A 25486-nucleotide genomic window follows, 5' to 3' on the forward strand; every position below is an offset into this window, starting at 1 on the left:
GGTTCCGGGTGGCGCGTGGGGGCGGAATCCCGCAGGTCGGTCGGGGGGTGCGGGGTGCTCGGGGGGTGGTGCGGGCCGGCGTTTGTGGGTGGGGTGGTTAGTTTTCGCCGCACCGAACGGTGCGGCTACTCACCGGCGTGACAATTTCAGGCCTTCTTAGATCTGACGTCTCATCATTTCGTGCTGGTTTGCAGGGCGCTTCGTGAGATATCAGAATGTGGACCTTCCGCATCCGGATTTCCACCGTGCCCGTTCGAGCCATCCGGGCCGTTCGGGTCGTTCGGGTCGTGGGGGTCGTTCACCCCGTTCGTGCCCGCGCTCCGGCCCCGCAGGACCAGCGCGCCGCCGAACAGCGCGAGCGCCCCGCCCAGGACCACACTGAGCAGCGGCAGGGTCTCGCCGACCAGCTTCAGGCGCGAGCTGTCGTCCTTGGCGAGCTTGACCTGGGCCCGCTGCGTCTTCTCGTTGAACGCGATGCGCTGGCTGTCCAGGAGCACCGTGCGGTCCGTCTTGCCGCCGGGCGCGCGCAGTGTCTTGCGCGGGCCGATGGCCGCGTAGATGATCCGCCCTGTGCGCTTGTCGGCGACCAGTTCGATCTTGTGGTTCGCGTACCACTCCTCGGCCATGACCTGGCCGCGCTTGGGCAGCCCGACCAGGCGCCCCGGCACCTGCCGGGTCCCGGCCTTCGTGGCCTTCACCTCGCCGGTGAAGCGGTAGCCCTCGTACCCCTGGACCTTCTTCGGGCCCTGGTACGTCAGCGGGACGGTGTCGCCGAGGGTGCTGTCCCACCACAGGTAGGCGCGCTTCTGCACGTCGAAGGGGAACTTGAGGTACGCCTCGCCCTCGAAGTACGGCTTCTCGCCGCAGCAGTGCACGGGCTTGTTGGTCTTGCGGTCGGTCACCCAGCGCTCCAGCGTCCACTGGAGCGAGTCGTGCGGATCGGCGGCGGGCAGCGACTTGTCCGGGTCGACGGACGTGGACACGTCCCAGATCGCCCGCCCCGACTTCTCGCTGTCGGCGACGTCGCCGCGCACCTGCCGGGTGATGGTGAGGTGCTGGTCCTCTACGGTCTTGATCTTCTCGGTATCGAAATAGCTGCCCGTCCCTTCGAAGACGGTGATCTGGTCTACGTCGATCGGCGTGCGTTTCGCCCGCGGCTCGACGTACCAGGCCAGCATCGGGGCCAGGACCAGCAGAAAGGCGCCGAGGCCGAGCAGGACCAGGGACAAGGGCGAGGCTGTACGGCGCGTCATCCGGCGCTCCTGCCGTGAGGTGAACAGGGGGACGGTCGAACACAGAGCTGTGGTGCGGAAAAAGCGGTGGATCACGGATCGGTCGCACACTGGTCGGCCGCTCAACTGTGAGGCATTACCGATGAGTTGCGCAGGCGCTTCGGATCTGTTGCCGATGAGTTGCCCGAATCGCTGCGTCGCTGTCGCCACGGTGTTACTGACCCGTATGAGCCGCGAACGCTAGGCGGACCCTTGACGCAGTGTCAATGGTTGTCGACACTGGGCACCGCCGGGCGGGGCCGGCGACGGGCCGGTTATCGACTCTGTGTAACCGGACAGTTCGTGATCAGGGTGGGGTACGACCTCCAGCAGAGAGGCTGACCCTCGTATGCACAGAATGCTCGCCGCGGCACTGACCGTAGCCGTCGCCGCGGCCCTCGCCGTGGGCGCAGGATTCGGCGTCGTCGCGCTCCTGAACGCCACGCCCGACCAGCCCAACCGGCCGCTCGTCCACTACGACTCACCCGACCGCGACCAGCGGGACCAGTGATCCGGCCATGTCCGCCGCCCCCGACGTCTCCGAGAGCGAGCGCCCGACCATGACTCGCTCCGCCTGGCGCGACGTGCCGCCCCTCCAGGTCAGACGCTTCGCCGCGCTGGCCCTCGAAGAGGTGCCCGTGCTCGCCCAGGACATCCTGCGGGAGATCCGCGCCGAGTATCCGGGCCTGCCCGTCGTCCTCGACGACTCCGGCGAGCCCATGGCGCTCGTCGGCATCCGGCGCGCCCTCGAAGGCTTCGTCCAGCAGCTGGCCGCCGCCGACCGGCCGCGCTACCACCCCGAGGTCTTCCAGGAGTTCGGCCGCGGCGAGGGCCTCGAAGGCCGCAGCCTCGACTCGCTCCAGGCGATCTACCGCCTCGGCGTCCGGCTCGCCTGGCGCCGCCTCGCCGAGATCGGCCAGCAGACCGAGATCCCGCCCCCGGCCATGTACGAACTCGCCGAGTCCGGCTTCGAGTACCTGGACGGCCTGGTCGACCAGTCGGTACGCGGCTACGCCGAGGCCGCGGCCCGCCAGGCCGGGGAGCGGCTGCGGCTGCAACGCAAGCTGATGGAGTCCTTGCTCGCCGAGCGCCGCCCCGAGCCGCAGCCGAACGCCGTGCTCGGCGCCGAGGGCGGACTCGACGAGCGGGCAGCGCGGGTCGGCTGGCCGCTGCCCGAGCGCGTCGCCGTCGGCGTGCTGCTCCGTCCGGCGCGCGAGGCGGTCGCCCCGGCCGTCGGCGAGGGCGTGCTGCTCGACATGGAGGCCGAGCAGCCCCGCATGGTCGTGCCCGACCCGGAGGCGGCGGGCCGCCCCGAACTCCTCCGCCGCGCCATGACCGGCTGGTCCGGCGCCATCGGCCCGCCCGTGCCGCTCGCCGACGCCGCGAAGTCGCTGCGCTGGGCGCAGGCGGCGGTCGGCCTGATGCAGCGCGGACTGCTGCCCGCGGGCGAGGTGCTGCACTGCACCGAGCACACCGAGGCCCTGGTCCTGCTCCAGCCCGAGGAGCTCATCGAGGACCTCACCCGGCGCTGTCTCGCCCCCCTCGAACACTGCGGGCCCGCCCACGGCCGCCGTCTCGCGCAGACGCTGCTCGCCTGGCTGGAGACCCGCGGCGGCGCCCCCGAGGTAGCCGCCCGCCTTGGTGTGCACCCGCAAACCGTGCGCTATCGCCTGCGGCAGATCCGGGAGCTGTGGGGCGACGAGATCGACGACCCGGACCGCCGCTTCGAACTGGAACTGGTCCTGCGGGCCAGACGCCTACGCGGCGAACTGGGTCGCCCCTGACCCACTCCGCCCGTCGGAGCGCCCCGAAGGGGCGCGGGGCTGTATCGATGTGCGGCTCCGCCGCGTGGGCGCGACCAGCCACAACGCACCCGCAGAGGAAAGGGAACAAGGGGAGGCGAGGGCGCTAGCCCTCGCCCAGCATCCTGCGCAGCAACCCGCGAAGGGACTCGCGCTCGTCCCGGGAGAGCTGAGCCAACGGCTCACGCGCGAAGTCGAGCGACTCGCGCAGACTCCGCGCGGTCCGCACCCCCTCCTCCGTCGGCGCCGCCAGCTTCACGCGGCGATCGGCCGGGTCGGGGCGCCGCTCGACGAGGCCCCGGGCCTCCAGGCGGTCGACGATTCCGGTCACGTTCGACGGCTCGCACTTCAGCTTCTGGGCGATGCGCCGCATCGGCATCGGCTCCAGGGAGAGCAGCCCGAGGACGCGGGCCTGCGCCCCGGTCAGGGCGTGCTTGCCCGCCGCCACCTCGTACTCCTCGTGATAGCGCGCCACGACCGTGCCGATCAGCTCGACGACCTCGAGCGTCAGCGGGTCGATCCGGGGGGCGGGGGAGTCCTTGGTGACCATGTCTCACAGCGTACCCATTTACTTGACAATCTAAAATATCGAAGCGCATGCTTATTTCAGAACCTGAAGCATTAGGCCCCGCAGCCCTCGCACCCCCGACGGCGCCCGGGGCCTGACGTCCGAGGAAGTCTGAGGAGGACGCCCCCATGTCCGTCACCCCCGAGCAGCTCCCCGCCACCGGCCGCGCCTGGCACCTCGTGCGCCGCCCGCACGGCTGGCCGGTCCCGGAGGACTTCGCGCTGCGGGAGGTCCCCGTCGAGGCCCCGGCGGAAGGCCGCGTCCTGGTCCGGAACCTGCACTTCTCCGTGGATCCGTACATGCGCGGCCGGATGAACGACGTGAAGTCGTACATCCCGCCGTTCCAGCTCGACCAGCCCATGGACGGCGGCGCGGTCGGCGTGGTCGTGGCCTCGAACGCGGACGGCTTCGCGGTGGGCGACCACGTGCTGCACTTCTCGGGCTGGCGGGAGTACGCCTCGGTGCCCGTGCGGTACGCGACGAAGGTGGACCCGGAGGCGGCCCCGCTCTCGGCGTACCTGGGCGTACTCGGCATGACGGGCCTGACGGCGTACGCGGGCCTGCTCGAAGTGGCCTCCTTCAAGGAGGGCGACACCGTCTTCGTCTCCGGCGCGGCGGGCGCGGTCGGCAGCCAGGTCGGCCAGATCGCCCGGCTCAAGGGCGCCGCGCGCGTCGTCGGCTCGGCGGGCTCGGACGACAAGGTCAAGCTCCTGGTCGAGGAGTACGGCTTCGACGCGGCCTTCAATTACAAGGACGAGAAGCCGGTCGTCGACCAGCTCAAGGAGGTGGCCCCCGACGGCGTCGACGTCTACTTCGACAACGTGGGCGGCGAGCACCTGGAGGCCGCCATCAGCCGCATGAACGTGGGCGGTCGCGCCACCATCTGCGGCATGATCGCGGGCTACAACGACACCGAGCCGACCCCGGGCCCGCGCAACATGGCCATGATCATCGGCAAGCGCCTGCGGCTCCAGGGCATGCTCGTGGGCGACCACGAGAACCTCCAGCCGCAGTTCGTGCGCGAGGTCGGGGCCTGGGTCCGCTCCGGCGAGCTGAAGTACACCGAGACGTTCGCGCACGGCATCGACAGCGGTGTGGACGCGTTCCTCGGCATGCTGCGCGGCGAGAACACCGGCAAGATGATCGTCTCGCTCGACGGCTGAGAACTTCCGCTACTCGGTAAGGTAATTCCAGATAGCCGGGCCGACGGGCGCGCGGAACGGCACACACCAGGAGGATTCGACACCCATGTCCATCCAGAACATCGACGTCAAGTACACGGCCGTGGCCACCGCGGAGAACGGCCGCGACGGCCGGGTCGCCTCCGACGACGGCAAGCTCGACGTCGTCGTGAACCCGCCGAAGGAGCTGGGCGGCAGCGGCGCGGGCACCAACCCCGAGCAGCTCTTCGCCGCCGGTTACAGCGCCTGCTTCCAGGGCGCGCTCGGCGTCGTCGCCCGCCGCGAGAAGGCCGACATCTCCGGCTCCACGGTCACCGCCAAGGTGGGCATCGGCCAGACCGAGTCCGGCGGCTTCGGCCTGGAGGTAGAGCTCGTGACCTCCATCCCGAACGTGGACGCGGCCACCGCCAAGTCCCTGATCGAGCAGGCCCACCAGGTGTGCCCCTACTCGAACGCGACGCGCGGCAACATCAAGGTCGACATCAAGCTGGCGTGACCTGGCGGGGCGCCTTGAGCAGCGTTGGCTCGCGCTGACGCGCTTGCTTCCCCCGCCCACCCGCCCCCCTGCCAAGGGGGGGCGGGTGGGCGGGGTTTTTCAGCCCCTCCGGCGTGTGAGGAGCGGGGGTCTGGGGGGCGGAGCCCCCAGGATCGGGAAGGGGTGCCCGCGCGCGGAGCGCGCTGATGGGCACGGCGGGGCGCCCCGCGAGGGCTAGCGCGCAGCGAACAGCGCCCGCGCCACCTGGGCGTACTCGCCCTTCGGGTGCGCCCGGAACAGGGGCTCCGTGCCGAACAGGGTCACTCGGGAGCCCCTGGCGTCACCGGCGACGACCGACGCCTGCCCCGCCGCGTCGGAGGGCCCACCGCGTCCGCCGTCCGCCGGACGCCAGTGCCCGGACACCAGCGGATTCCCCGAGCCATAGGCCTGCTCGACCCGCACCCCGCCCCCGAGCCCCGTGAACCACACCGGCGCGTAGACGAAGCTGAACCCGGCCGCCCCGCGGGCATCGCGCACGCGCACCACGCCGTTGGCGTCGCCGTTGCCCTCGACGGCGGTGACGGGCAGCAGCCCGGCCGCGGAGTTCAGCGCGGCGCCCTCCGCGCCGCGCCCCACAAGACGGCCCCCGCGCGCGAAGAACGCGTCGAGCCGGGACTTCGCCCCGGCGTTCAGCTTCGCGTGGTCCAGGCCCGCCGACACGAAGAGCACGTCCGTCCTGCCCCAGTCGAAACCGGAGTTGAGGGCGTTCGTCGACACGGGCACCACGTCGAAGCCCATCTCCCGCAGCGCGAACAGCTCGCCCGGCGTCACCGCGGCCGCGACCCGCGTGCGCCGCAGCACCTCGCCGCCGCGCTCCCGGGTCGCGTGGAAGGCGACGTCGTACTCGGCGGCGGCCTCCCGGGCGAGCCGCCGCGCGGACCCGGGCACGATCGCGCCGCCGTCCCCGGCGTCGCGCACCGCGACCCCGTCCCCGAGCAGCGAGTTCAGGGCCGCGACCTCGCGCGGGTCGTCGAGCCGCAGCCGCAGGTCACCGCGCGGCGCGACCCGCGCGACCGGGGTGGCGGCGTGCACGCGCCGGGCCGGGACCCGCGCCGGGTCGCCCCGGTCCACCGACCGCACGGACGCGCCCCACAGCCGCCCGAGGCTCCAGCCCGAGATGTCGTACATGGTCGACACCTTGGCGCTGATGTCACGGCCGTCGGCCAGGATCACGTTCGCCAGGCCCCGCTTGGGCTGGCGCATGTCGACGACGTACGAGCCCTTCGCGTACGCGCGCCCGCCGAGCCGGAAGTCCCCGGTGGCGCGCCGCACGCGCACGTCGTTAGCGAGCAGGTGGTCCACGAGCCGGGACGCGGCCGCCGCCGAGCGCTGGTCACGGCCGCCCGCCGGAATCACGTACGCGCGCGGGAACGTCGTCGTGTAGACGTCCTCCGGGCCGATGCCGGGCACCCCGGGCACCGTGTCCTTCGACACCGGCACCTGCTTCGCGCCCGCCGCGCCGCGCCGGAACACCTCGATCTGGTCCGCGATCAGCGACCGTCCCCTGCGGTCGGCGAAGCCGATGCTCGCCTTCATGGCCGCGCCCGCGACGTCCACGTTGATGGCGGCGCGGCGGCGCAGCTCGGCGACCGGCTGGGAGTCGTACTCCTCGTTGTTGACCTGCATCGGGAACTCGATGGTGTGCGCCGCGACCGCGCCGTGGAACGGCATGTACTGCGGCGTGAAGATGGGCGGCCAGTCGTCCCAGCCCTCCTTCTGGTCCCGGAACGGGATGATCGCCGGTTTTACGCCGTCCTTCGCCTCGGTGTAGCCGAGGCCGTTGACGGCCTTCTCCATGCCGAGGGCGTTGGCGTAGCTGTTCTTCAGGAACAGGTCGTACTCGTAGTTCTCGCCGTGCGGCGGCGTGGTCGGCTCGATCAGCGTGCCGTTGACGTAGCCGTGCAGGTCGATCATCACGGCGGGCTGCTTGGTGACGGCGATGCGCCGCACCGCGCGCGCCTCGGGCTGCGACGCGGTGATGAAGTCGCGGTTCAGGTCGAAGCCGCTCGCGTTCTGCCGGGTGCCCGCGATCCGGCCGTCGGGGTTCATGGTGACGTTGAAGTACAGGCGGTTGCGGGCGAGGAGCCGCCGCGTCCCGGCGTCCCGCGCCTTCGCCAGCTTCCTGATCAGCTTGAGGGCCGCGTCCGTGCCCTCCCACTCGTTGCCGTGGATGTTGTTGTTGATGAACACGGGCGTCTTGTACGCGGACTTGATCGCCTTGTCCTTGGCGGCCGCGGCGGGCGCCTCGCTGATGAGGCGGCGCATCCGCTCCTGCCGCGCCGCCTCGCGGGCCGACTCGGGCGCGGTCACCGTCACCAGGTACAGCTCGTGGCCGCCCGCCGAACGCCCGGCGATCTCCACGCTGACCCGGTCGCCGATCTTCTGGATCTCGTTCAGCTCGGGCGCGATGGCGTGGTACGGGGTCAGGCCCAGCTTGATGGACTTGTCGGCCGGGTCCGGCGGCTCCGGGGCGAGCCTGCGCTCGCGCGGATAGCCGCGGACCGCGCCCGTGCCCAGCGGCACGTCGGCGCCTTCCAGCGCCCGCCGGGCCGCGGCCTCGGGCGTCCTCGCCGCCTTGTCGGGTGAGTCGAGCGGCGTCCCGTCGCGGACGACGGGGCGCGGCGCGGGCCGGGGGTCGGCGCTGGCGCCGCCCGGCGTGAGCGCGGTGAACAGCAGCGTGCCCGCGGCGGCCGAGGCGGTGAGCAGAACCGGTCTGGATGGCCGGGATGTCCCCATCCGTACCTCCCTTGGAAGATCCTGAGAGCCCTGAGAGATCAGGTAGGGGAGGTCTACAGGGTGAACTCCGCCGCAACAAGGGGGTTTTCACCCACCGGATAAGGTGTGCCGCATGCGTGATCTAGGTCAGGGCTTCGGCTATCTGGTGAAGGGGCAGCGCTGGGTCGCCCAGCACCGCAAGAGTTACGGCTGGGGGTTGCTGCCGGGCCTCATCACCCTCGTGCTGTACGCGGCCGCGCTCGTCGCGCTCGCGCTGTGGGGCACCGACCTGGTGTCCTGGGCGACGCCGTTCGCCGACGACTGGGGCGACCCGTGGCAGGGCACGTTCCGCGGCTTCCTCACCGCCCTGCTCTTCGCCCTCGCCCTGCTCCTGTCCGTGGTGAGCTTCACCGCCGTGACCCTCCTCATCGGGGAGCCGTTCTACGAGTCCCTGTCGGAGCAGGTCGACATCTCCGTGGCGGGCTTCGCCCCCGAGTCGGGCCTGCCGCTCTGGCGCGACCTGTGGATCTCCGCGCGCGACAGCCTGCGGATCGTGGTGCGGGCCCTGCTGTGGAGCGTCCTGCTCTTCGGGCTCGGCTTCCTGCCCGTCGTGGGCCAGACGGTGATCCCCGTCCTCGGCTTCCTCGTCACCGGCTTCTTCCTGGCGGAGGAGCTGACGGCGGTCGCCCTCCAGCGCCGGGGCGTCCAGCTCCGCGAGCGCCTCGCCCTGCTGCGCGCCCGCAAGCCCCTCGCCTGGGGCTTCGGCGCACCCCTCGCGGTGGCGTTCCTGGTCCCCTTCGTCGCCGTCTTCCTCATGCCGGGCGCGGTCGCGGGCGCGACCTTGATGGCCCGCGACCTGCTCAATGAAGACGACGCCGCCACCGACGATGACGACGCCGCTCCGGTCGTACGGCCACCGGGTTTCAGCCCGTCCGGCGTTTGAGGACGAGGCGCGGAGCGCCGGTCAAGCGGGGGTGCGGGGGCGGCAGCCCCCGGAGCGGGAAGGGGCGGGCCTGGGGCGCCACCCGCGAGGGCAGCTAGCCTCGGGCCTCCACCGCGGCCACCACGATCCGCCGCGTCTGCCCGACGATGTCGGCCCGGTTGCGCAGGAACTCGGGATCGGTGACCGCCCCGGCCGCCGGGTCGGTGTTGCCCGCCCCGAACTGCAGCACCGGCGTGTGCACATGCCCACCGGGCAGCCGGTCGCGCAGCCCGAGGCGATCACGCAGCAGCGTCACCCGGTAGGCGATCTCGTTCGACAGGTAGTCACCGCCCCCGCCCTGGCGCGCGACCGACCCGGGCGTCGGCCCGTCGGGCCGGTTCACGGGCGTGCTGCCGCCCGCGGGGATCTCGGTGACGGCCGTGTTGTCGTACACGGGGAAGCGCCCGGTGGAGGCGGCCACGATGTCCTTGTACGGCAGCGTCGTCGTGGTCCACTGCGGCTGCGACGCGGGGTCGGAGACCGGCACGGTGCCGGTGCTCGACAGGTTCTCGTTGTCGCCGAAGCCCCCGCGCCACGCGCCGTTGGTCCGCTCGATGTCGAACTTGCCGACCCGCCCCTGGCTGACGGTCGTGAACAGGTCCACCCGCGGCAGCTGCCGCCGCAGCGCCCGCTCCACCGCCCCGTCCGCGAAGTCCGTCCAGCGCACCGGGAACGTGACCGTCTCGATCCGGACGGGGCCCGCGGCCGTCCGTACGACCGTGCCGTCGAGGGCGAGCGCCGTCGCGCCGGACGGATTGCTGATCCGGACGTCCCGGTCCAGCGTGAACGGGTCGAAGCCGGTCAGGAGCACCCGCTTCATCCGCTTGCCGTGCCCGTGGGGGTACGTCACCGCGTCCTGGCCCCGGGACGACACCTCCAGCTTCCGCAGCAGCCGCGCGCGCTGCTCCGCGCCGAGTCCGAGGCCCTCGGGCTGCCACGCCCGCAGCTCCCGCGTCATCCCGAGCCGCGCCCAGTAGAGCGGCCGGTCGTCATCCCGGCTCAAGTCCCCGCCGCTCGGTCCCCGCCCCTGCACCCGGTCCACGGCGCGCTTCCACAGCGCCTGCCCGTGGCGTACGACGATCCGCTCGGCCTGCCCGTACGAGTGCGCGCGGTCCAGGGCCCGCGCGAAGGCGGGCGCCACCGCGTCGAAGCCGCTGCGGCGCAGGATCTCCTGGGGCACCGCGCGCTCCAGGCGCTGCTCCTCGACGGTGGGCGCGGCCCCGCGCGGGGCCGGGGAATCGGCCAGGGCGGGTGCGGCCGAGGCCCCGAGCAACAGCGCGGCGCCGAGGGCCCCGAGCCGGAGCCCGACTATGTGAGAGGAAGCCACGAGAGTCCTTCCGTTGCAGGTGAGGTGGCCGCAGTATCGCGGGGCGGGGGAGCCGCGCGCTACGGGTACGGGATCTTTGCCGGGCGGCGCGGCCCGTGAGGCCCGCACCGGCCGCACGGCCCGCGGGTGTCCGCCGCAAGGCCCGGCCCGCCTCCCCCGCGCGGCGGAGGCGGACCACCGCGGGAGCCGATGCCCCGGCCGGGCCCGCGCACCAGCATGGAACGCATGCTGAGAGTCACCTCCCTGCCCGGCGTGCCCCGCCGGGTCGCACTCGCCGCGCACGCCGTGCCGTGGGTCGTCCTGCCGTCCAGCCTGTGGCGCGTCGCCCTCGTCCTGGGCCTTCCCGTCTCCGACTACCGCCCCGGGCCCGGCGAATCGCTGTACGTCCTCGCGCTCAGCGCCGTCTCGGAGGGCCTGGCCCTGCTGACCCTCGGCCTGGTCAGACCGTGGGGCGAGGTCGTGCCCCGCTGGCTGCCGCTGCTCGGCGGCCGCCCGGTGCGCCCGCTCGCCGCCGTGGTCCCGGCCGCGCTCGGCTCCGTGGCGCTCGCCGTGATCTGGGGCTTCGCCTTCTGGAGCGTGGGCACCGGCATGGACTCGGGCATCGGCCCCGGCGGCATGGGATCGCCCGCGCAGGACGCGTTCCTGGTGCTCTGCTACGCCCCGCTGCTGCTGTGGGCCCCGCTGCTCATGGCGGTGACGGCGGCCTACTACCGCCGCCGCACGGCACGCCCCTCAGTCGGTGAGCAGCCGCCCGGACTCCCGCAGGGCGGCCAGGAACGGCTCCACGCTGGGCGCGCGTGAGCGCCCCCGCGCCGTCGCCGCGTACACCGCGCGGGCGGGCGTGCCCTCGTCGTGGACGGGGACGAGCACGACGTCCTGCCGTACGCCCTGGGCCGCGAGCGCCGGGATCAGCGTGACGCCGAGCCCGGCGGCGACGTACCCCTGCTTGGCCGTCCACTCGGCGACGACGTGGGCGACGCGCGGCCGGAAGCCGTGCCGCAGGGCGGCGTCGAGCAGCGTCCCCGCGGGCTCCGCGCTGCCGGAGATCCAGTCCTCCCCGGCGAGCCGCGCGAGCCCCAAGGAGGCCTCGCCCGCCAGGGGATGGGCGGCGGGCAGGGCCACGTACAGCGGCTCGTCCAGGAGGTGGTGCAGCTCGTACGCCTCCTGAGGGAGCGGGCCGCCCGTCGTGGACACCACGGCCAGGTCGAGCTCGCCGTCCGAGAGGCGGGTCAGCAGCGGCCCGGTGAAGCCCTCCTCACGCGTGAGCGTCACCCCGGGGTGCCGGGCCCGGAACGCGGCGATGGCGCGCGGCACCAGGGCCACGTCCGCCGTCGCGAACGCCCCGAACCGCAGCAGGCCGCCGGCGGCGCCCTCCAGGTCCGTCAACTCCTGCCGCAGCCGCGACAGTTGGCCGGTCACGGCCCGCGCGTGCGGCAGCACGGCCCGCCCGTGCGCGGTGAGCCGCACGCCGCGCGGCAGCCGGTCGAAGAGCGGGGCCCCGCCGAGCGCGGCCTCCAGGGACGCGATCTGGCGGGACACGGCCGACTGCGTCAGGGACAGCCGCCGCGCCGCCACCGTGAACGAGCCCTCGACGGCCACCTCAAGGAAGGCCCGCAGCCAGTAGGTGGAGAGGTCGGCGGCCCCCGGCCCGGGGCCGTCCGCTCCGCCATGCGCAGTCTGCATGCCAGCCATGCTAGACATTCGCTTGTCGCATCACATGCCCGGTCCTAGCGTCGTCCCCATGGAACAGCGCACACCGCAGCCGGAACGCATCGCCTTCCTCGGCCTCGGCCACATGGGCACGCCCATGGCCCGCCACCTGCTCGCCGCCGGGCACCCGTTGACCGTCTGGAACCGCACCGCCGCGAAGGCGGAGCCGCTCGTCGCCCAGGGCGCGCGCCTCGCGGCCTCGCCCGCCGACGCCGTGCGGGACGCCGACGTCGTGATCACGATGCTCGCGGGCCCCGACGCCGTGCGGTCCGTCGCCGACGCGATCCTCCCCGCCGTCCGCGAGGGCGCGTACTGGGTGGAGATGTCGACCGTCGGGCCGGACCTCGTCAAGGAGCTGGGGGAGCGGGCCGCGGGCCGCGTCACGCTCGTCGACGCGCCCGTCGCGGGCAGCACGGACAAGGCCGCGGCGGGGCAGCTCGGCATCCTCGCGGGCGGCGACGCCGACGGGGTCGCGCACGTGCTCGCCCGGCTCGGCACCGTGACCCGCACCGGCCCCGCCGGGTCCGGCGCCGCCCTCAAGCTCGTCGTCAACACCGCGCTGCTCGGCGGTGTCGCCCTGGTCGCCGAGGTCCTCGCCCTCGCCGACGCGCTCGGCCTGGACGGGGACGCGGTGCGCACCGCCCTCGCCCAAGGGCCCCTCGGCGGCGCCGCGCACCGCGCCTTCGCCCAGGACGTGCACTTCGGCGCGGACCTCGCCGCGAAGGACACCGCGCTGGCCGCGCGGGTCGCCCGCCTCCCCGTCACGGAGGCCGTCGCGGCCCACTTCGAGGCCGCGGCCGCCGACCCCGACACCGCCCACCAGGACATCTCCCACGCCGTGGCCCGCATCCGGGGCCGCGCCGCCCACACCGACTGAAGACCGGAGCCCGCACCCATGTACGCCACCCTGGACAACCCCGCCGACGCGCCCCAGCCCCTCGGCCCCTACTCCCAGGTCGCCCGCGTCCCGCTCGCCGACGGCCACGCGCTCCTGCACGTCTCCGGCCAGATCGCCGAGGGCGACGGCATAGCCGAGCAGAGCCGGGGCATCTTCGAGGCCCTCACCGCCCTCCTCGCCGCGTACGGCGCCACCCTCGACGACATCATCAACATCCGTACGTACCTGACCGACATGGACGACCTGCCCGGCTACGGCGACGTGCGCTGCGCCTACCTCACCGGTACGCCGCCCACCAGCACGACGGTCCAGGTGGCCCGCCTCTTCCAGCCCCAGGCGCGGATCGAGGTGGAGGTGGTGGCGGTGACCCCCTAGGAGCCGGTCAGCCGGTCAGGGGCGGCGGGAGGTGATGCCGCGGTAGGCCATCTCGGCGAGCCGCGCCTGGCCGCTCTTGCTGGGGTGGAACCAGTCCCAGTGGCTCAAGTGGTCCCCGCCGAAGCGGAAGTCGAACACCGCCCCGCCGTCGTACCGGCACCGCAGGTCCTTGGCGCAGACCTCCTTGAGCACCGTGTTGTACGCCACGACCCGCTCCTGCACGGACTCCCTGCGCTGGGTGGCGGCCCGGTCCGTCGCGTCCGCGTCCTGGAGCATCGACTTGCAGATGCCGAGCTTCCACACCTGCTTGCCGAGCAGGTTCTCGCGGCCCTCGGACCACAGCCGCTTGAGGTCCGGCACGCTCGCCACGTACACCTGCGCCGTGGGCCGGGTGGCGCGCAGCGCCGCCATCGCGTCCTCGAAGTCCGCCCGGAACTCGGCCACCGGCGTCATCTCGGCGACGGAGGACCGGCAGGCGTCGTTCGCCCCCGCCATCACGGTGACGAGCTCGGGCCGCCGGGCGGCGGCCTGCTCCATCTGCCCGGGCAGATCGGCCATGCGGGCGCCGGTCTTGGCGTAGTTCCAACTGTGCGTGGCGGCGCGTTGCCTGCCGAGCAGCCGCTGCGCGAGGCTGCGCACCTCGCCGTCGCTGCCGGTCGCCCAGGACGCCTCGGGACAGTCGGAGAGCACCGAGCAGGCGTCGAAGCCACGGGTGATGGAGTCGCCGACGGCGGCCAGGGAGCGGGGGCTCCCGTCCCACTCGGGCACGGCCTTGCGGCCCGCTCTGTCCTGCGCGGAGGGGCCGTTCGGCGCCGGGTCGTCACCGCCCGACGCGTCACACGCGGTGAGCGTGGCGATGCCGGTCAGAGCCGCCGCCGCGACGGCGACGGCGGCCCGGGAGCGGCGCCGTGAGTTCCGCATACTCGTCCCCTCTGTCCCGTAGTCGTCCAACGGGACGTCGTACGGGCCCTTCAGGTTGCGTGCCACCGCATGGTGAGATGTCCCGGCGACGGCCGACGGACACCCGGCCGGGGGGCAACGGGCCTCCCAGCGAGTGAAACATCCGTGTTGCCCGGCATGCGGACCGACGGTACGTCACAATCCTTGCCTCACATCACGGTAGCCTCGCCACCCAGTGGCAACCGATTTTTTTCGGTTCCGCTAAATTACATCACGTCACATCTGTCCGGTTTTCAGTCTTTCCTTGTCTTTCCTCGGATTCGAGGAACAGCTGGAACACCGCTCGGCACGGGCTCGGGGCCGCCGGGAACGGCGTGTCCCGTCCCACACTGGAGGTCCCGGTGACGACACGTGGAGTTCTGTACGTGCACTCCGCACCGCGCGCGCTGTGCCCGCACGTCGAGTGGGCGGTCGCCGGGGTACTCGGCGCCCGCGTCAGCCTCGACTGGATCAGGCAGCCCGCGGCGCCCGGTACGTGGAGATCCGAGTTCTCCTGGCGCGGCGCGGCGGGGACCGCCTCCAAGCTGGCCTCCGCGCTGCGCGGCTGGCAGCTGCTGCGCTTCGAGGTCACCGCGGAGCCGTCCGCCGCAGCCGAGGGCGAGCGCTACAGCGCCACGCCCGAGCTCGGCATCTTCCACGCCGTCACCGGCATCCACGGCGACATCCTGATCCCGGAGGACCGGCTGCGCGCCGCCCTCGCCCGCTCCAAGGGCGGCGAGAGCGATCTGGAGGCCGAGGTCGCCAAGCTCCTCGGCAAGCCCTGGGACGACGAGCTGGAGCCGTTCCGCTACGCGGGCGAGGGCGCACCGGTGCGCTGGCTGCACCAGGTCGTCTGACACCTCGTCCGGGCGTACCGTACGCGACGCGAAAGGGCCCCCACCGCTCGGTGGGGGCCCTTTCGCGTCGGCTACCGGCTCGTCAGACCGTCCGGAAGGCGAGCACCACGTTGTGGCCGCCGAAGCCGAACGAGTCGTTCAGGGCCGCGATCGTGCCCTCGGGCAGCGGGCGGGCCTCGCCGCGGATGATGTCCGCGTCCACCTCGGGGTCGAGGTTGTCGATGTTGATCGTCGGCGGGGCGATGCGGTGCTTGAGCGCGAGGACCGTGGCCACGGTCTCCACGCCGCCCGCGCCGCCGAGCAGATGCCCGGTCATCGACTTCGTCGACGCGATCGCCATGTGGTCCACGTCGTCGCCGAAGGCCTTGCGCAGCGCCTTGATCTCACCGATGTCGCCCTGCGGCGTCGAGGTGGCGTGCGCGTTGATGTGCGCGATCTCGGACGGCTTGAGGTCGTTGTTCTCGACCAGGTGGCGCAGCGCCTGCGCGATGCCGCTGCCGGACGGCTCCGGCTGCGTGATGTGGTGCGCGTCGGCCGAGATGCCCTGGCCCACCGCCTCCACGTAGACCTTGGCGCCGCGGGCCCTGGCGTGCTCCTCGGACTCGAGCACGACCACGCCCGCGCCCTCGCCGAGCACGAAGCCGTTGCGGTCGACGTCCCAGGGGCGGGAGGCGCCCTGCGGGTCGTCGTTGTTCTTCGACATCGCCATCATGTTGCCGAACGCGACGATCGGCAGCGGGTGGACCGCCGCCTCCGTGCCGCCCGCGACGACGACGTCGGCGCGGCCGGTGCGGATCATCTCGATCGCGTAGCCGATGGCCTCCGCGCCCGAGGCGCAGGCCGAGACCGGGGTGTGCACCCCGGCGCGGGCGCCGAGGGCGATGCCGACGTTCGCCGCGGGCGAGTTGGGCATCAGCATCGGCACGGTGTGCGGGGAGACGCGGCGTACGCCCTTCTCCTTCAGCACGTCGTACTGGTCGAGCAGGGTGGTCACGCCGCCGATGCCGGAGGCGATGACCGCGCCGAGCCGGTCGGGGTCGACGCTCGCGTCCTCTCCGGCCTTGGCGGTGAAGCCCGCGTCCTGCCAGGCCTCCTGGGCCGCGATCAGCGCGAACTGCGCCGAGCGGTCCAGCTTGCGGGCCTGCGGGCGCGGGAGGATCTCGCCCGGTTCGACGGCGATCTGCCCCGCGATGCGGACCGGCAGGTCCTCGGCCCAGTCCTGCTCCAGGAGGCTGACCCCGGAGCGCCCGGCGAGCAGGCCCTCCCAGGTCGAGGCCGCGTCGCCACCCAGCGGTGTGGTTGCGCCGATACCGGTGACGACCACGGTGCGATTGGTCGAGTTCACTGGATTTCTCTCTCCACGATTGGTTCAGATGCGGATGCGGCGGCGCCACCGCCGGGTGGCGGCTGGCCAGAGCCTGCTGGCCGCCAGGATCAGGCCTGGTGCTCGAGGATGTACTTGGTGGCGTCGCCGACCGTCTTGAGGTTCTTGACGTCGTCGTCCGGGATCTTCACGTCGAAGCGCTCCTCGGCGGCGACGACGACCTCGACCATGGACAGCGAGTCGACGTCCAGGTCGTCCGTGAAGGACTTGTCCAGCTGGACGTCCTCGACCGGGATGCCGGCGATCTCGTTGACGATCTCCGCGAGACCGTCGACGATCTCCTTCTCAGTGGCGGCCATGAGGCGCTCCTTCTTGTGTATCCAGAGGGTGTGACGGCAACCGTACGGATCCGAAGATCCGCAGCGGGTGCCTAGGGGAGGGTAACGACCGTGGCGGCGTACACGAGACCCGCCCCGAAGCCGATGACGAGAGCGGTGTCGCCGCTCTTCGCCTCGCCGGTCGCCAGGAGCCGCTCCATCGCGAGCGGAATCGAGGCTGCCGACGTGTTGCCGGTGGTCTCCACGTCACGGGCGACCGTGACGTGCTCCGGCAGTTTCAGAGTCTTCACCATCGAGTCGATGATCCGCATGTTGGCCTGGTGCGGGATGAAGACGTCCAGGTCGTCCGCGCTGATCCCGGCCGCGTCGAGCGCCTCCTTGGCGACCTTCGCCATCTCGAAGACGGCCCAGCGGAACACCGCCTGGCCCTCCTGCGTGATCGCGGGGAACTTGACCTCGCCGTCGGCGCCGACGGGCAGCTGGGTGACGTCGCCGATGCGGTACTCGTCCCAGGCCACGGTCTGCTTGATGGTCTCGGACTTGTCGCCCTCCGAGCCCCAGACCGTCGGGCCGATCGCGGGCTCCTTGGCGGGGCCCACGACGACCGCGCCCGCGCCGTCACCGAACAGGAAGGCCGTCTTGCGGTCCTCGAGGTCGGTCAGGTCGCTCAGCCGCTCCACGCCGATGACCAGGGCGTACTCCGCGGAGCCGTCGATGATCAGGCCCTTGGCGAGGGTCAGGCCGTAGCCGAAGCCCGCGCAGCCCGCGGAGATGTCGAACGCGGCGGGCTTGCCGGTGCCGAGCTTGTCCGCGATCTCCGTGGCGATGGCGGGGGTCTGCTTGAAGTGCGAGACGGTGGAGACGATCACCGCGCCGATCTGCTCGGGCCGGATGCCCGCGTCCGCGATGGCCTTGCCCGCGGCCTCGACGGACATCGCGGCCACGGTCTCCTCGGGCGACGCCCAGTGGCGCGTCGCGATGCCGGAGCGGGAGCGGATCCACTCGTCGGAGGAGTCGATCTTCTCCAGGATGACCTCGTTGGGCACCACCCGGACCGGGCGGTAGCCGCCGACCCCCATGATGCGCGCGTACGGGGCGCCCTTGCTGGGCTTGATCTTCGTCATGCTCCAGGCTCCTTCTCAGGCACCCGCCGCGTCGGCGGCGGCGGTCTCGGCGATGAGTGCACGCGCGGCGTCGAGGTCGTCCGGCGTCTTCACGGCCAGGTTCTTGACCCCCTTGAGCGCGCGCTTGGCGAGACCGGTCAGCGTGCCACCGGGGCACACCTCGATCAGCGCCGTGACGCCGAGCTCCTGGAACGTGTCCATGCACAGGTCCCAGCGCACCGGGTTCGCGACCTGGCCGACGAGGCGGGAGACCACCTCGGCGCCGCTCGCGACGGCCTGGCCGTCCCGGTTCGAGATGTACGTGAGGCGCGGGTCGGCGACCTCCAGGCCCTGGGCGGCCTCCTCGAGCGCGGCGACCGCGGGAGCCATGTGGGGGGTGTGGAACGCGCCCGCGACCTTCAGCGGCACGACCTTGCGGACGCCCTCGGGCTTGTCCTCGGCGAGCGCGGCCAGCTGCTCGGCGGTGCCGGCGGCCACGATCTGGCCCGCGCCGTTCACGTTCGCCGGGGTCAGGCCGAGCTTCTCCAGGTGCGGAAGCGTCACCTCGGGGTCGCCGCCGAGGAGCGCGGCCATGCCGGTCTGCGTCACGGCGGCGGCGTCGGCCATGGCCAGGCCCCGCTTGCGGACGAAGCCGAGCGCGGCGTCCTCGGAAAGCACGCCCGCGTACGCGGCCGCGGTGATCTCACCCACGCTGTGGCCCGCCACGGCGCCCGGGGTGATGTCACCCAGTGCCTGCGCGGAAAGGAGACCCGCGGCGACGAGCAGCGGCTGCGCCACGGCGGTGTCACGGATCGCGTCGGCGTCCGCCTGCGTACCGTAGTGGACGAGGTCGAGCCCGATGGCGTCCGACCAGGCGGCGAGGCGGTCCGCGGCGCCGGGAAGGTCGAGCCAGGGGGTCAGGAAGCCGGGCGTCTGAGCGCCTTGGCCGGGAGCGACGAGTACGAGCACTCTCACACTCTCTCTTGTGGACAGTACGAACCGCCCGTGGGGACAGGGACGAAGAACCGCTGGGGGAATTGTAGGGGCCCGACAAACCCCTACGACTGGGGATCGCCAGCGGCCAGGCGTCCCAGGATCAGTGCGATCCGCAGTGTGAAGGCGGAGCGTACATCTGAAGGAGACCATCCGGTGACGTCGGTCACACGTCGAAGCCGGTAGCGCACGGTGTTGGGATGCACAAAGAGCATCCGCGCCGCACCCTCCAGGCTGCTCGCCTGTTCCAGGTAGACACTGAGGGTCTCCAGGAGCGCGGAGCCCGCTTCCTCCAGTGGTCTGTAGATCTCCTCCACCAGCTGTTCGCGCGCCGCCGGATCGCCCGCCATCGCCCGCTCGGGCAGCACATCGTCCGCGAGCACCGGACGGGGAGCGTCCTGCCAGGCGGCGCAGGCCTTGAGCCCCGCCGCGGCGGCCTGGGCCGAGCGGGTCGCGGCGAGCAGGTCGGGCACGATCGGCCCGGCCACCACGGGCCCGGCCGCGTACGGGCCGATCAGGGCCTTGGCCACGGCCAGGGGGTTGTCGTTGCCGCCCGCGATGACGACAAGACGGGCGCCGAGCACTCCGGTGAGGACCTGGAGCTTCGCGTGCCGGGCGGCCCTGCGGATGGCCTCGACGGTCAGCTCGCTGTCGCCGTCGGGGGCGGTGCCGAGGACCACGCACACGTGGTCGGGGGAGTTCCAGCCGAGCGCGGCGGCCCGGGACACGGCGCCCTCGTCGGCCTCGCCGGACAGCACGGCGTTCACCACGAGGGACTCCAGGCGGGCGTCCCAGGCACCGCGTGCCTCGGCGGCCTGGGCGTACACCTGAGCGGTGGCGAAGGCGATCTCGCGGGCGTAGACGAGCAGCGCCTCGCGAAGCACCGCCTCGTCGCCGGGCGCGGCCACCTCGTCGATGGCGGACTCCATGACCTCGATGGTCGTCCGCACCATCTCCACGGTCTGGCGCAGCGTGATGGCGCGGGTCAGCTCGCGCGGCGCGGTCCCGAAGACGTCCGTCGAGATCGCCTGCGGGGCGTCCGGGCGCCGGAACCACTCGGTGAACGCGGCGATGCCGGCCTGGGCGACCAGGCCGATCCACGAGCGGTTCTCCGGTGGCATGGCCCGGTACCAGGACAGCGTCTCGTCCATGCGCGCGATGGCCTGCGCGGCGAGGCTGCCGGACGACTTCTCCAGGCGCCGCAGGGTCGCGGTGTGCGGGTGGGCGCGGCCGGTGCGGGCCGGACCCGTGGCCGTGGCGCCTGTGTCCTGGTGGATTTCGTTCGCTGAGGGTTCGGGCACGGGGACAAGACTGCCTTATCGGGGCGGCGGCGTGCGGGGCCGGGTCTACCGTGGGGACGTGATTGATGTGCGGCGCTCCGGCGAGCGGTACCCCGGTGGCGACCCCGGGGCGGGGATCGACTCCTACCACGCGTTCTCCTTCGGGCCCTACTACGAGCCCGACAACCTCCGCTTCGGCGCCATACTCGCCTGCAACGAGGAGCGCCTCGCCCCCGGCGCGGGCTTCGACGAGCACCCCCACAGCCACACGGAGATCGTCACGTGGGTGGTCGAGGGCGAGCTCACCCACCGCGACTCCACCGGCCATGAGTCGCTGATCGGGCCCGGTGACGTCCAGCACCTCAGCGCGGGCGCGGGCGTCCGCCACGTGGAGCGCAACGCGGGCCCCGCCCCCTTGACCTTCCTCCAGATGTGGCTCGCCCCCCTGGAGCCCGGCGGCGACCCCGCGTACGGGATCGTCCCCGGCATCGCCGACTCCACCCCCTACGCCCTGCCCGCGGCGGGCGCCCTCCTGCACGTCCGCCGCCTCGCCCCGGGCGAGCGCACGGCGATCCCACCCGCGCCGCACGTGTACGTCCACGTGGTGCGGGGCGAGGTCGCCCTGGGCCAGGAGGACCTGGCCCCCGGCGACTCGGCGAGAATCACGGAGGAAGAGGACCTGGAAGCAGTGGCGTACGAGACCCCGGCGGAACTACTGCTCTGGGAAATGCCCTAGCCCCCGCCCCGCCTCCCGTACGGCCGAAGCTCAGACCTCGGCCAGGACGGCGTCCGTGAAGGCGGGCCACACCTCCACGGCCCAAGGCCCGAAGGCCCGGTCCGTGAGGGCCACACACGCGGCCCCCGCGTCGGGGTCCACCCACAAAAACGTTCCCGCCTGCCCAAAGTGCCCGAAGGTCCGCGGCGAGGACGAGCCCCCCGTCCAGTGCGGAGCCTTCCCGTCCCGGATCTCGAAGCCGAGCCCCCAGTCGTTGGGGTTCTGGTGCCCGTACCCCGGAAGCACCCCCTTGAGCCCCGGGTACGTCACCGACATGGCCATCGCCACGGTCCGCGGATCGAGCAGCCGCGGCGCCTGCACCTCGGCGGCGAACCGTACGAGGTCGTCGACGGTCGACACCCCGTCCTTGGCGGGCGACCCGCCGCCCGCGAGCGAGGTGGACGTCATCCCGAGGGGTTCGAGCACGGCCTGCCGCAGATAGTCGGCGAAGGGGATGTCCGTCGCCTTGGCGATGTGGTCCCCGAGCACCTCGAACCCGGCGTTGGAGTACAGCCGCCGCGTGCCCGGCGCGGCCATCACCTGGTGCTCGTCGAAGGCGAGCCCGCTGGTGTGCGCGAGCAGGTGCCGCACGGTCGACCCCTCGGGCCCGGCAGGCTCGTCGAGCTCGACGGCGCCCTCCTCGTACGCGACGAGCGCCGCGTACGCCGCGAGCGGCTTGGTGACCGAGGCCAGGGCGAAGCGGTGCGCGGTGGGCCCGCGGCTCCCGGCCACGGTGCCGTCCGCGCGGACGACGGCGGCGGCAGCGGTGGGGACCGGCCAGTTATCGATCAGCTCCAGGCTCTGCATGCGTACGAGCGTAAGCGCCGGGTCCTCGCGCGGGCAGCCAGGGGGTCGGGCCGCGGGAGCGGGCGAAAACCCCTTGCTTCGAGTGCGCTCGAAGGCCATAGCGTGGGGGCCATGACGGTCATGGAGACGGGGTCCGCCCTCGCGGAGAGCCAGTACACGATCAGCGAGGTCGCCGCGGAGACCGGCCTGACCGCGCACACCCTGCGCTGGTACGAGCGGATCGGCCTGATGCCGCACATCGACCGCTCCCACACCGGTCAGCGCCGCTACCGCGACCGCGATCTGCGGTGGCTGACCTTCCTCGGCAAGCTGCGGACCACCGGCATGCCGGTGGCGGACATGGTGCGCTACGCGGAGCTGGTGCGCGCGGGCGACCACACCTTCGCCGAGCGCCAGGCCCTCCTGGAGCGGACCCGGCGCGACGTCCGCGCGCGCATCGAGGAGCTCCAGGACACCCTCGCCGTGCTCGACCACAAGATCGGTTCGTACGCGGTGGCGCGGTCGGAGGCCGCCGTCAGCGCGGAGGCGGCCGCCGGGGCCTGCGGGCCCTGACCGCTCACAGCTCGGCGAGCAGCTCCGTCTTCTTCGCCGTGAACTCGTCGTCCGTGAGCAGGCCCGCCTGGTGCAGCTCGCCCAGGTGCCGGATGCGCTCGGCGATGTCGGCCGGGTCGCGCCGCACCGCCGGGGCCGCCGGGGCGCTCTGCGCCGCCGGGGCCGGGCCGGACGCCCTGACGGCCGCGAGGACCGACGCGGCGAACGGCAGTGACTCGTGCACAGGGCCGTAGCCGAGCCCGAAGACGACCGCCGCCGGGTCCTGGTCGGCCTGGGCGGGCTGCGCCACCGGCGACTCGCGGCGCAGCAGGCGCAGATGCCCCTCGAAGACCTCAGGGGAGCGCCACTCGATCCCGCTGAGGTCGGTCACCGCGAAGCTCTGGTCCCCGGCCTTCCACTTGGCCGACGACGCGCCGGTCCAGAACCAGCGGAAGGCCACCGCCTTGCCGTCGAAGGACGCCTTCCCGTCGTACGCCTTGAACTGCAGCGGAGCCTCGGGCGCGGCCACCAGATAGCGGTCCGCCTCTCCTGGATCCTCGGCGGGCAGCAGGGCGCGCAGCTCATCCGCGTAGTACTCGGCGAGCGTCTCCCGCTCCGCGGGCAGCACCAGGCGGTACGGGTCGGCCCCGTCCTTGAGCTGTCCCGCCGCTGCCTCCATCAGTGGATCGGCACCTGGTCTCGGGACCAGGTGCAGAACCGTCGTCCCCCGTTTGCCCGGTGTGAGCGTGACCCCCGCGATCGCCTCAAGGGGGATGCGGCGCTCGCCGAGAGCCTGGAACAGCTTCGGCGTACGGATCCCCCGTTCGAAGCGGATGAGCACGGAGTCGGACTCGAACTCCCAGGCGGCGTGAAAACCGGCCAGTACATCACCCATGCGGCTCATCGTATGCGGCACGCGCTCCTCCGTCTCTCCTGCGGCGGGCCGCTGTTTCGCCGATTTCTACGCGCGTCAGGCCGCCGTCGTACCGGAAATTCCGTCGTGGCAGCCCGCGTCCCCGTCGGCGCAGCGCACCGCGTCGTACGCGCCGACGCCGATCCGGGCGAAGTTGCTGAGGCTGTCCGTGCCCGGCTCGAAATAGCCGGTGTGGCCCTGGGCGCGGTCGGCGGACACCACGCGGGCGCCGAAGCCGCCCGACACCGGGTCGGCGCCGTGGCCGAGCCCGCCGACTTCCATGTGCGGCACATCCTGGATCCAGTCGTCGCTGTCCCGTGCGGCCCAGACCCGCGCGCGGGTGCCGAGCCCTGACACGTTGTCGGCGCGCATCCCGGGGCTGCCCGCGACCGCGATGTCCGTGACCCGGGCGGGCAGCCGCCGGGCGGCGACCCCGCACACCACCGAGCCGTAGCTGTGGCAGTACAGCGCCACGCCGGTGCGCCCCGGCAGGGCGCGGACCAGCGCGTCGAGGCGGACGGCGCCGTCGTCGGCCCGCATGGAGGTGGCGGCGTCCACACCCAGCCCGACGGGCGTGGTGTAGTCGGCCCACGCGATCACGGCGGTCCGGGTGCGCGGGTCGGTCCTGCGCTCGGCGCGGTAGAGGGACCGGGCCATGCCGACGGGCGCCGCGTACTTGCGCTGGGTCCGCTCGAAGGTGAGGACGTCGGTGTCGACGCCGGGCACGATGACCGACACGCGGCTCGCCCGGTCGAGGTCGCCGAGGACCTCGGCCATGCGGCCCGAGCCCATCGGGTCGAAGGCGAGGACCTGGCGGTCGGGGCGCATCATCACGCCGAACCGCTTCATCCTGCGCTCCGCGTCCTGCTTGCCGATGGGCGAGAGCCGGTCGTCGTGCATGCGCCGCCGCTCGATCGCCCGGGCCTGCTTGAGGGCGATGCGGTTCGCGCGGTAGCGCAGCGCCACGGGGGCGCCGTTCATGTTGCCGACCGCGAGCGGGTAGCGCGCGGCGAGCCGGTCGCGCTGGTACGCGGTGAGCGAGGCGAAGAACCGCGCGAGCCGGTCGGCGGGCGCACCGGGGTCGGGCAGCGCGCGTCCGTCGATGTGCCCCCGCTCCCAGGCGGCGAGGGTGGCTTCGAGCGGCGACGCGTCGCCTCTGTTCTGGCGCACCGCGGTCCACCCGGTCGTCGCCAGCATGACGAACACGACGGTGAGCGCGAGCAGCGCGCGCCAGATGCTGAGTTGGGGGGATGAGTCGAAGGAAGTCACTGCGGGACACCCTAGGAGAAGGCGGAAGCCCGCCGTGCACGGGGTGAGGCAGATCACGTTTCTTGCTGGGTATTTGCGGCAAAGCGGGCGCACGTCGTATCGGATGGTCACGCTCCGTCGAAGGGGCGTACGTGTGGCGCGCGTGGGGCGTGCGGGGGAGCGGGGGCGGGAGCCGCCACGAAGCGTCAAGCTCCGCTACCCAATGTAGCGTCAGGTGGGGGGTGTTGATCAGCCGCGCTCGGCGCTGGCGGTCGCCTCCGGCAAGCTCCGCCGCGCGCGGGGGGCGGGTCAGCGTCCCCGGTGCCAGTCCTCGGCGAGCGCGCCCAGGTGGTCGAGGTACGCCTCGGTCGTCGCGCGGATCGAGGCGACGCTGACGTCCTCGCCGGTGGCCCACAGCCGCCCGGCCGCCCGCATGACGCCGCCGAACGCGGCGGTCGCCACCCGCGGCCGCGGATCCGCGGGGTCCAGGCCCTCCCGCTCGGCGAGCACGTGCGCGGCCCGCGCCTCCAGCTCGGTGGAGCGGTGCAGATGGACCGCGAGCAGCGAGGGCGTCGACTCGATCATCTGGTACGTACGGATGTGGAGTTCGACCGGGATCAGCTCGGCCAGCGCCTCGTTCATGGCCTCCCAGGAGTCGAGCACGGCGCCGCGCAGCGCCAGGAACGGGGGCTCGCCCGGAGGGCGTTCGCGCAGCGCCCGCATGAAGCGGGTCTCCACCATCTCGGGGACGGCGAAGGCGGTCTCCTGCTTGCCCGCGAAGTGCCGGAAGAACGTGCGCTGGGAGACGTCGACGGCCTCGACGATCTCGTCGACCGTCGTCTCCTCGAACCCCTGTGTGGTGAACAGTTCGAGCGCCGCGCGCAGCAGCGCGTCACGGGTGCGCCGCTTCTTGAGTTCGCGCAAGCCGGGCCTGGTCACGCCGCTCTCTTTTCTCCTGGAGTCCGCCCACCCTACCGGCGCCCTCCGGGGCGCGCGGGCGTCCGCGTCAGCGGC

26 protein-coding genes are annotated in these 25486 nt (G+C 72.8%); 11 read left to right on the top strand and 15 right to left on the bottom strand.

Annotation, left to right across the window (positions count from 1 at the left end):
• Window positions 1-173 precede the first annotated feature (173 nt).
• On the bottom strand, window positions 174-1253 hold the full coding sequence (locus tag ACIG3E_RS10050; protein ID WP_399613619.1) for a DUF3068 domain-containing protein: 1080 nt from the start codon (window positions 1251-1253) through the stop codon (window positions 174-176).
• A 367-nt stretch (window positions 1254-1620) separates the two neighbouring features.
• Here ACIG3E_RS10050 and ACIG3E_RS10055 point away from each other — a divergent pair, with 367 nt between their 5' ends.
• Together ACIG3E_RS10055 and ACIG3E_RS10060 are read left to right on the top strand one after the other, a co-directional pair.
• Window positions 1621-1782: a hypothetical protein gene (locus ACIG3E_RS10055; RefSeq protein WP_399613622.1), complete on the top strand. Its 162-nt coding sequence runs from the start codon at window positions 1621-1623 to the stop codon at window positions 1780-1782.
• A 7-nt stretch (window positions 1783-1789) separates the two neighbouring features.
• Entirely contained in the window at window positions 1790-3055 is a 1266-nt protein-coding gene (locus ACIG3E_RS10060; protein ID WP_399613624.1) for a helix-turn-helix domain-containing protein, read from the top strand.
• 124 nt (window positions 3056-3179) lie between these two features.
• On the opposite strand, the gene ACIG3E_RS10065 is transcribed toward ACIG3E_RS10060, so the two are convergent.
• The gene (locus tag ACIG3E_RS10065) at window positions 3180-3623 is read right to left on the bottom strand and encodes a MarR family winged helix-turn-helix transcriptional regulator (RefSeq protein ID WP_399613626.1); all 444 of its coding nucleotides are present in this window, start codon (window positions 3621-3623) and stop codon (window positions 3180-3182) included.
• Window positions 3624-3769: 146 nt separating this feature from the next.
• Between ACIG3E_RS10065 and ACIG3E_RS10070 the strand changes: the two genes are divergently transcribed.
• On the top strand, window positions 3770-4804 hold the full coding sequence (locus ACIG3E_RS10070; RefSeq protein ID WP_399613628.1) for an NADP-dependent oxidoreductase: 1035 nt from the start codon (window positions 3770-3772) through the stop codon (window positions 4802-4804).
• An 85-nt stretch (window positions 4805-4889) separates the two neighbouring features.
• Window positions 4890-5318 (top strand): organic hydroperoxide resistance protein, encoded by a 429-nt coding sequence (locus ACIG3E_RS10075; RefSeq protein ID WP_399613631.1) that lies wholly within the window; start codon window positions 4890-4892, stop codon window positions 5316-5318.
• 213 nt (window positions 5319-5531) lie between these two features.
• Here the strand turns inward: ACIG3E_RS10075 and ACIG3E_RS10080 are convergent, their stop codons facing one another.
• Window positions 5532-8093 carry a M14 family zinc carboxypeptidase gene (locus ACIG3E_RS10080; RefSeq protein ID WP_399613633.1) on the bottom strand — a complete coding sequence of 854 codons (2562 nt, stop codon included), beginning with the start codon at window positions 8091-8093 and terminating at the stop codon, window positions 5532-5534.
• A gap of 112 nt (window positions 8094-8205) precedes the next feature.
• On the opposite strand from ACIG3E_RS10080, the gene ACIG3E_RS10085 reads away from it, so the two are divergent.
• Window positions 8206-9015 (top strand): EI24 domain-containing protein, encoded by an 810-nt coding sequence (locus ACIG3E_RS10085; protein ID WP_399613636.1) that lies wholly within the window; start codon window positions 8206-8208, stop codon window positions 9013-9015.
• Between the two features lie 94 nt (window positions 9016-9109).
• Here ACIG3E_RS10085 and ACIG3E_RS10090 read toward each other — a convergent pair whose 3' ends face one another.
• A complete protein-coding gene (locus ACIG3E_RS10090; protein ID WP_399613638.1) occupies window positions 9110-10381 on the bottom strand; it encodes a pyroglutamyl peptidase in 1272 nt (423 codons plus the stop codon).
• A gap of 225 nt (window positions 10382-10606) precedes the next feature.
• Between ACIG3E_RS10090 and ACIG3E_RS10095 the strand changes: the two genes are divergently transcribed.
• Window positions 10607-11182: a hypothetical protein gene (locus ACIG3E_RS10095; RefSeq protein WP_399613641.1), complete on the top strand. Its 576-nt coding sequence runs from the start codon at window positions 10607-10609 to the stop codon at window positions 11180-11182.
• Here ACIG3E_RS10095 and ACIG3E_RS10100 read toward each other — a convergent pair.
• Window positions 11114-12073: a LysR family transcriptional regulator gene (locus ACIG3E_RS10100; protein ID WP_399613644.1), complete on the bottom strand. Its 960-nt coding sequence runs from the start codon at window positions 12071-12073 to the stop codon at window positions 11114-11116. The genes ACIG3E_RS10095 and ACIG3E_RS10100 overlap by 69 nt on opposite strands.
• Window positions 12074-12122: 49 nt before the next feature.
• On the opposite strand from ACIG3E_RS10100, the gene ACIG3E_RS10105 reads away from it, so the two are divergent.
• Entirely contained in the window at window positions 12123-12968 is an 846-nt protein-coding gene (locus ACIG3E_RS10105) for an NAD(P)-dependent oxidoreductase (RefSeq protein ID WP_399613646.1), read from the top strand.
• An 18-nt stretch (window positions 12969-12986) separates the two neighbouring features.
• On the top strand, window positions 12987-13364 hold the full coding sequence (locus ACIG3E_RS10110) for a RidA family protein (RefSeq protein ID WP_399613649.1): 378 nt from the start codon (window positions 12987-12989) through the stop codon (window positions 13362-13364).
• Window positions 13365-13379: 15 nt separating this feature from the next.
• Here the strand turns inward: ACIG3E_RS10110 and ACIG3E_RS10115 are convergent, their stop codons facing one another.
• The gene (locus ACIG3E_RS10115; RefSeq protein WP_399613651.1) at window positions 13380-14285 is read right to left on the bottom strand and encodes an SGNH/GDSL hydrolase family protein; all 906 of its coding nucleotides are present in this window, start codon (window positions 14283-14285) and stop codon (window positions 13380-13382) included.
• 380 nt (window positions 14286-14665) lie between these two features.
• Between ACIG3E_RS10115 and ACIG3E_RS10120 the strand changes: the two genes are divergently transcribed.
• Window positions 14666-15160, top strand: coding sequence for a DUF3145 domain-containing protein (locus ACIG3E_RS10120; RefSeq protein ID WP_399613653.1), 495 nt, complete (start codon window positions 14666-14668; stop codon window positions 15158-15160).
• Between the two features lie 82 nt (window positions 15161-15242).
• Here ACIG3E_RS10120 and fabF read toward each other — a convergent pair whose 3' ends face one another.
• The 5 genes from fabF to ACIG3E_RS10145 form a co-directional block, all read right to left on the bottom strand.
• On the bottom strand, window positions 15243-16505 hold the full coding sequence (gene fabF / locus ACIG3E_RS10125; RefSeq protein ID WP_399613656.1) for a beta-ketoacyl-ACP synthase II: 1263 nt from the start codon (window positions 16503-16505) through the stop codon (window positions 15243-15245).
• A gap of 89 nt (window positions 16506-16594) precedes the next feature.
• Complete coding sequence (locus ACIG3E_RS10130; RefSeq protein ID WP_030358543.1) at window positions 16595-16843, bottom strand: acyl carrier protein; 249 nt, start codon at window positions 16841-16843, stop codon at window positions 16595-16597.
• 71 nt (window positions 16844-16914) lie between these two features.
• Window positions 16915-17946, bottom strand: coding sequence for a ketoacyl-ACP synthase III (locus tag ACIG3E_RS10135; protein WP_399613658.1), 1032 nt, complete (start codon window positions 17944-17946; stop codon window positions 16915-16917).
• 15 nt (window positions 17947-17961) lie between these two features.
• Window positions 17962-18894 carry an ACP S-malonyltransferase gene (locus ACIG3E_RS10140; protein WP_399614790.1) on the bottom strand — a complete coding sequence of 311 codons (933 nt, stop codon included), beginning with the start codon at window positions 18892-18894 and terminating at the stop codon, window positions 17962-17964.
• An 89-nt stretch (window positions 18895-18983) separates the two neighbouring features.
• Window positions 18984-20219 carry a PucR family transcriptional regulator gene (locus tag ACIG3E_RS10145; RefSeq protein WP_399613661.1) on the bottom strand — a complete coding sequence of 412 codons (1236 nt, stop codon included), beginning with the start codon at window positions 20217-20219 and terminating at the stop codon, window positions 18984-18986.
• 58 nt (window positions 20220-20277) lie between these two features.
• On the opposite strand from ACIG3E_RS10145, the gene ACIG3E_RS10150 reads away from it, so the two are divergent.
• A complete protein-coding gene (locus ACIG3E_RS10150; protein ID WP_399613663.1) occupies window positions 20278-20934 on the top strand; it encodes a pirin family protein in 657 nt (218 codons plus the stop codon).
• Between the two features lie 30 nt (window positions 20935-20964).
• Here ACIG3E_RS10150 and ACIG3E_RS10155 read toward each other — a convergent pair whose 3' ends face one another.
• The gene (locus tag ACIG3E_RS10155; RefSeq protein WP_399613665.1) at window positions 20965-21780 is read right to left on the bottom strand and encodes a serine hydrolase domain-containing protein; all 816 of its coding nucleotides are present in this window, start codon (window positions 21778-21780) and stop codon (window positions 20965-20967) included.
• A gap of 111 nt (window positions 21781-21891) precedes the next feature.
• Between ACIG3E_RS10155 and ACIG3E_RS10160 the strand changes: the two genes are divergently transcribed.
• On the top strand, window positions 21892-22332 hold the full coding sequence (locus ACIG3E_RS10160; protein WP_399613668.1) for a MerR family transcriptional regulator: 441 nt from the start codon (window positions 21892-21894) through the stop codon (window positions 22330-22332).
• Window positions 22333-22336: 4 nt separating this feature from the next.
• On the opposite strand, the gene ACIG3E_RS10165 is transcribed toward ACIG3E_RS10160, so the two are convergent.
• From ACIG3E_RS10165 to ACIG3E_RS10175, 3 genes are all read right to left on the bottom strand, one after another.
• Window positions 22337-23206 (bottom strand): DUF4429 domain-containing protein, encoded by an 870-nt coding sequence (locus ACIG3E_RS10165; protein WP_399613671.1) that lies wholly within the window; start codon window positions 23204-23206, stop codon window positions 22337-22339.
• 75 nt (window positions 23207-23281) lie between these two features.
• The gene (locus ACIG3E_RS10170) at window positions 23282-24493 is read right to left on the bottom strand and encodes an alpha/beta hydrolase (protein ID WP_399613674.1); all 1212 of its coding nucleotides are present in this window, start codon (window positions 24491-24493) and stop codon (window positions 23282-23284) included.
• A gap of 288 nt (window positions 24494-24781) precedes the next feature.
• On the bottom strand, window positions 24782-25411 hold the full coding sequence (locus ACIG3E_RS10175; RefSeq protein WP_399613676.1) for a TetR/AcrR family transcriptional regulator: 630 nt from the start codon (window positions 25409-25411) through the stop codon (window positions 24782-24784).
• Between the last annotated feature and the right edge of the window lie 75 nt (window positions 25412-25486).

The organism is Streptomyces sp. NPDC053474 (assembly GCF_044544845.1).
GTDB lineage: Bacteria > Actinomycetota > Actinomycetes > Streptomycetales > Streptomycetaceae > Streptomyces.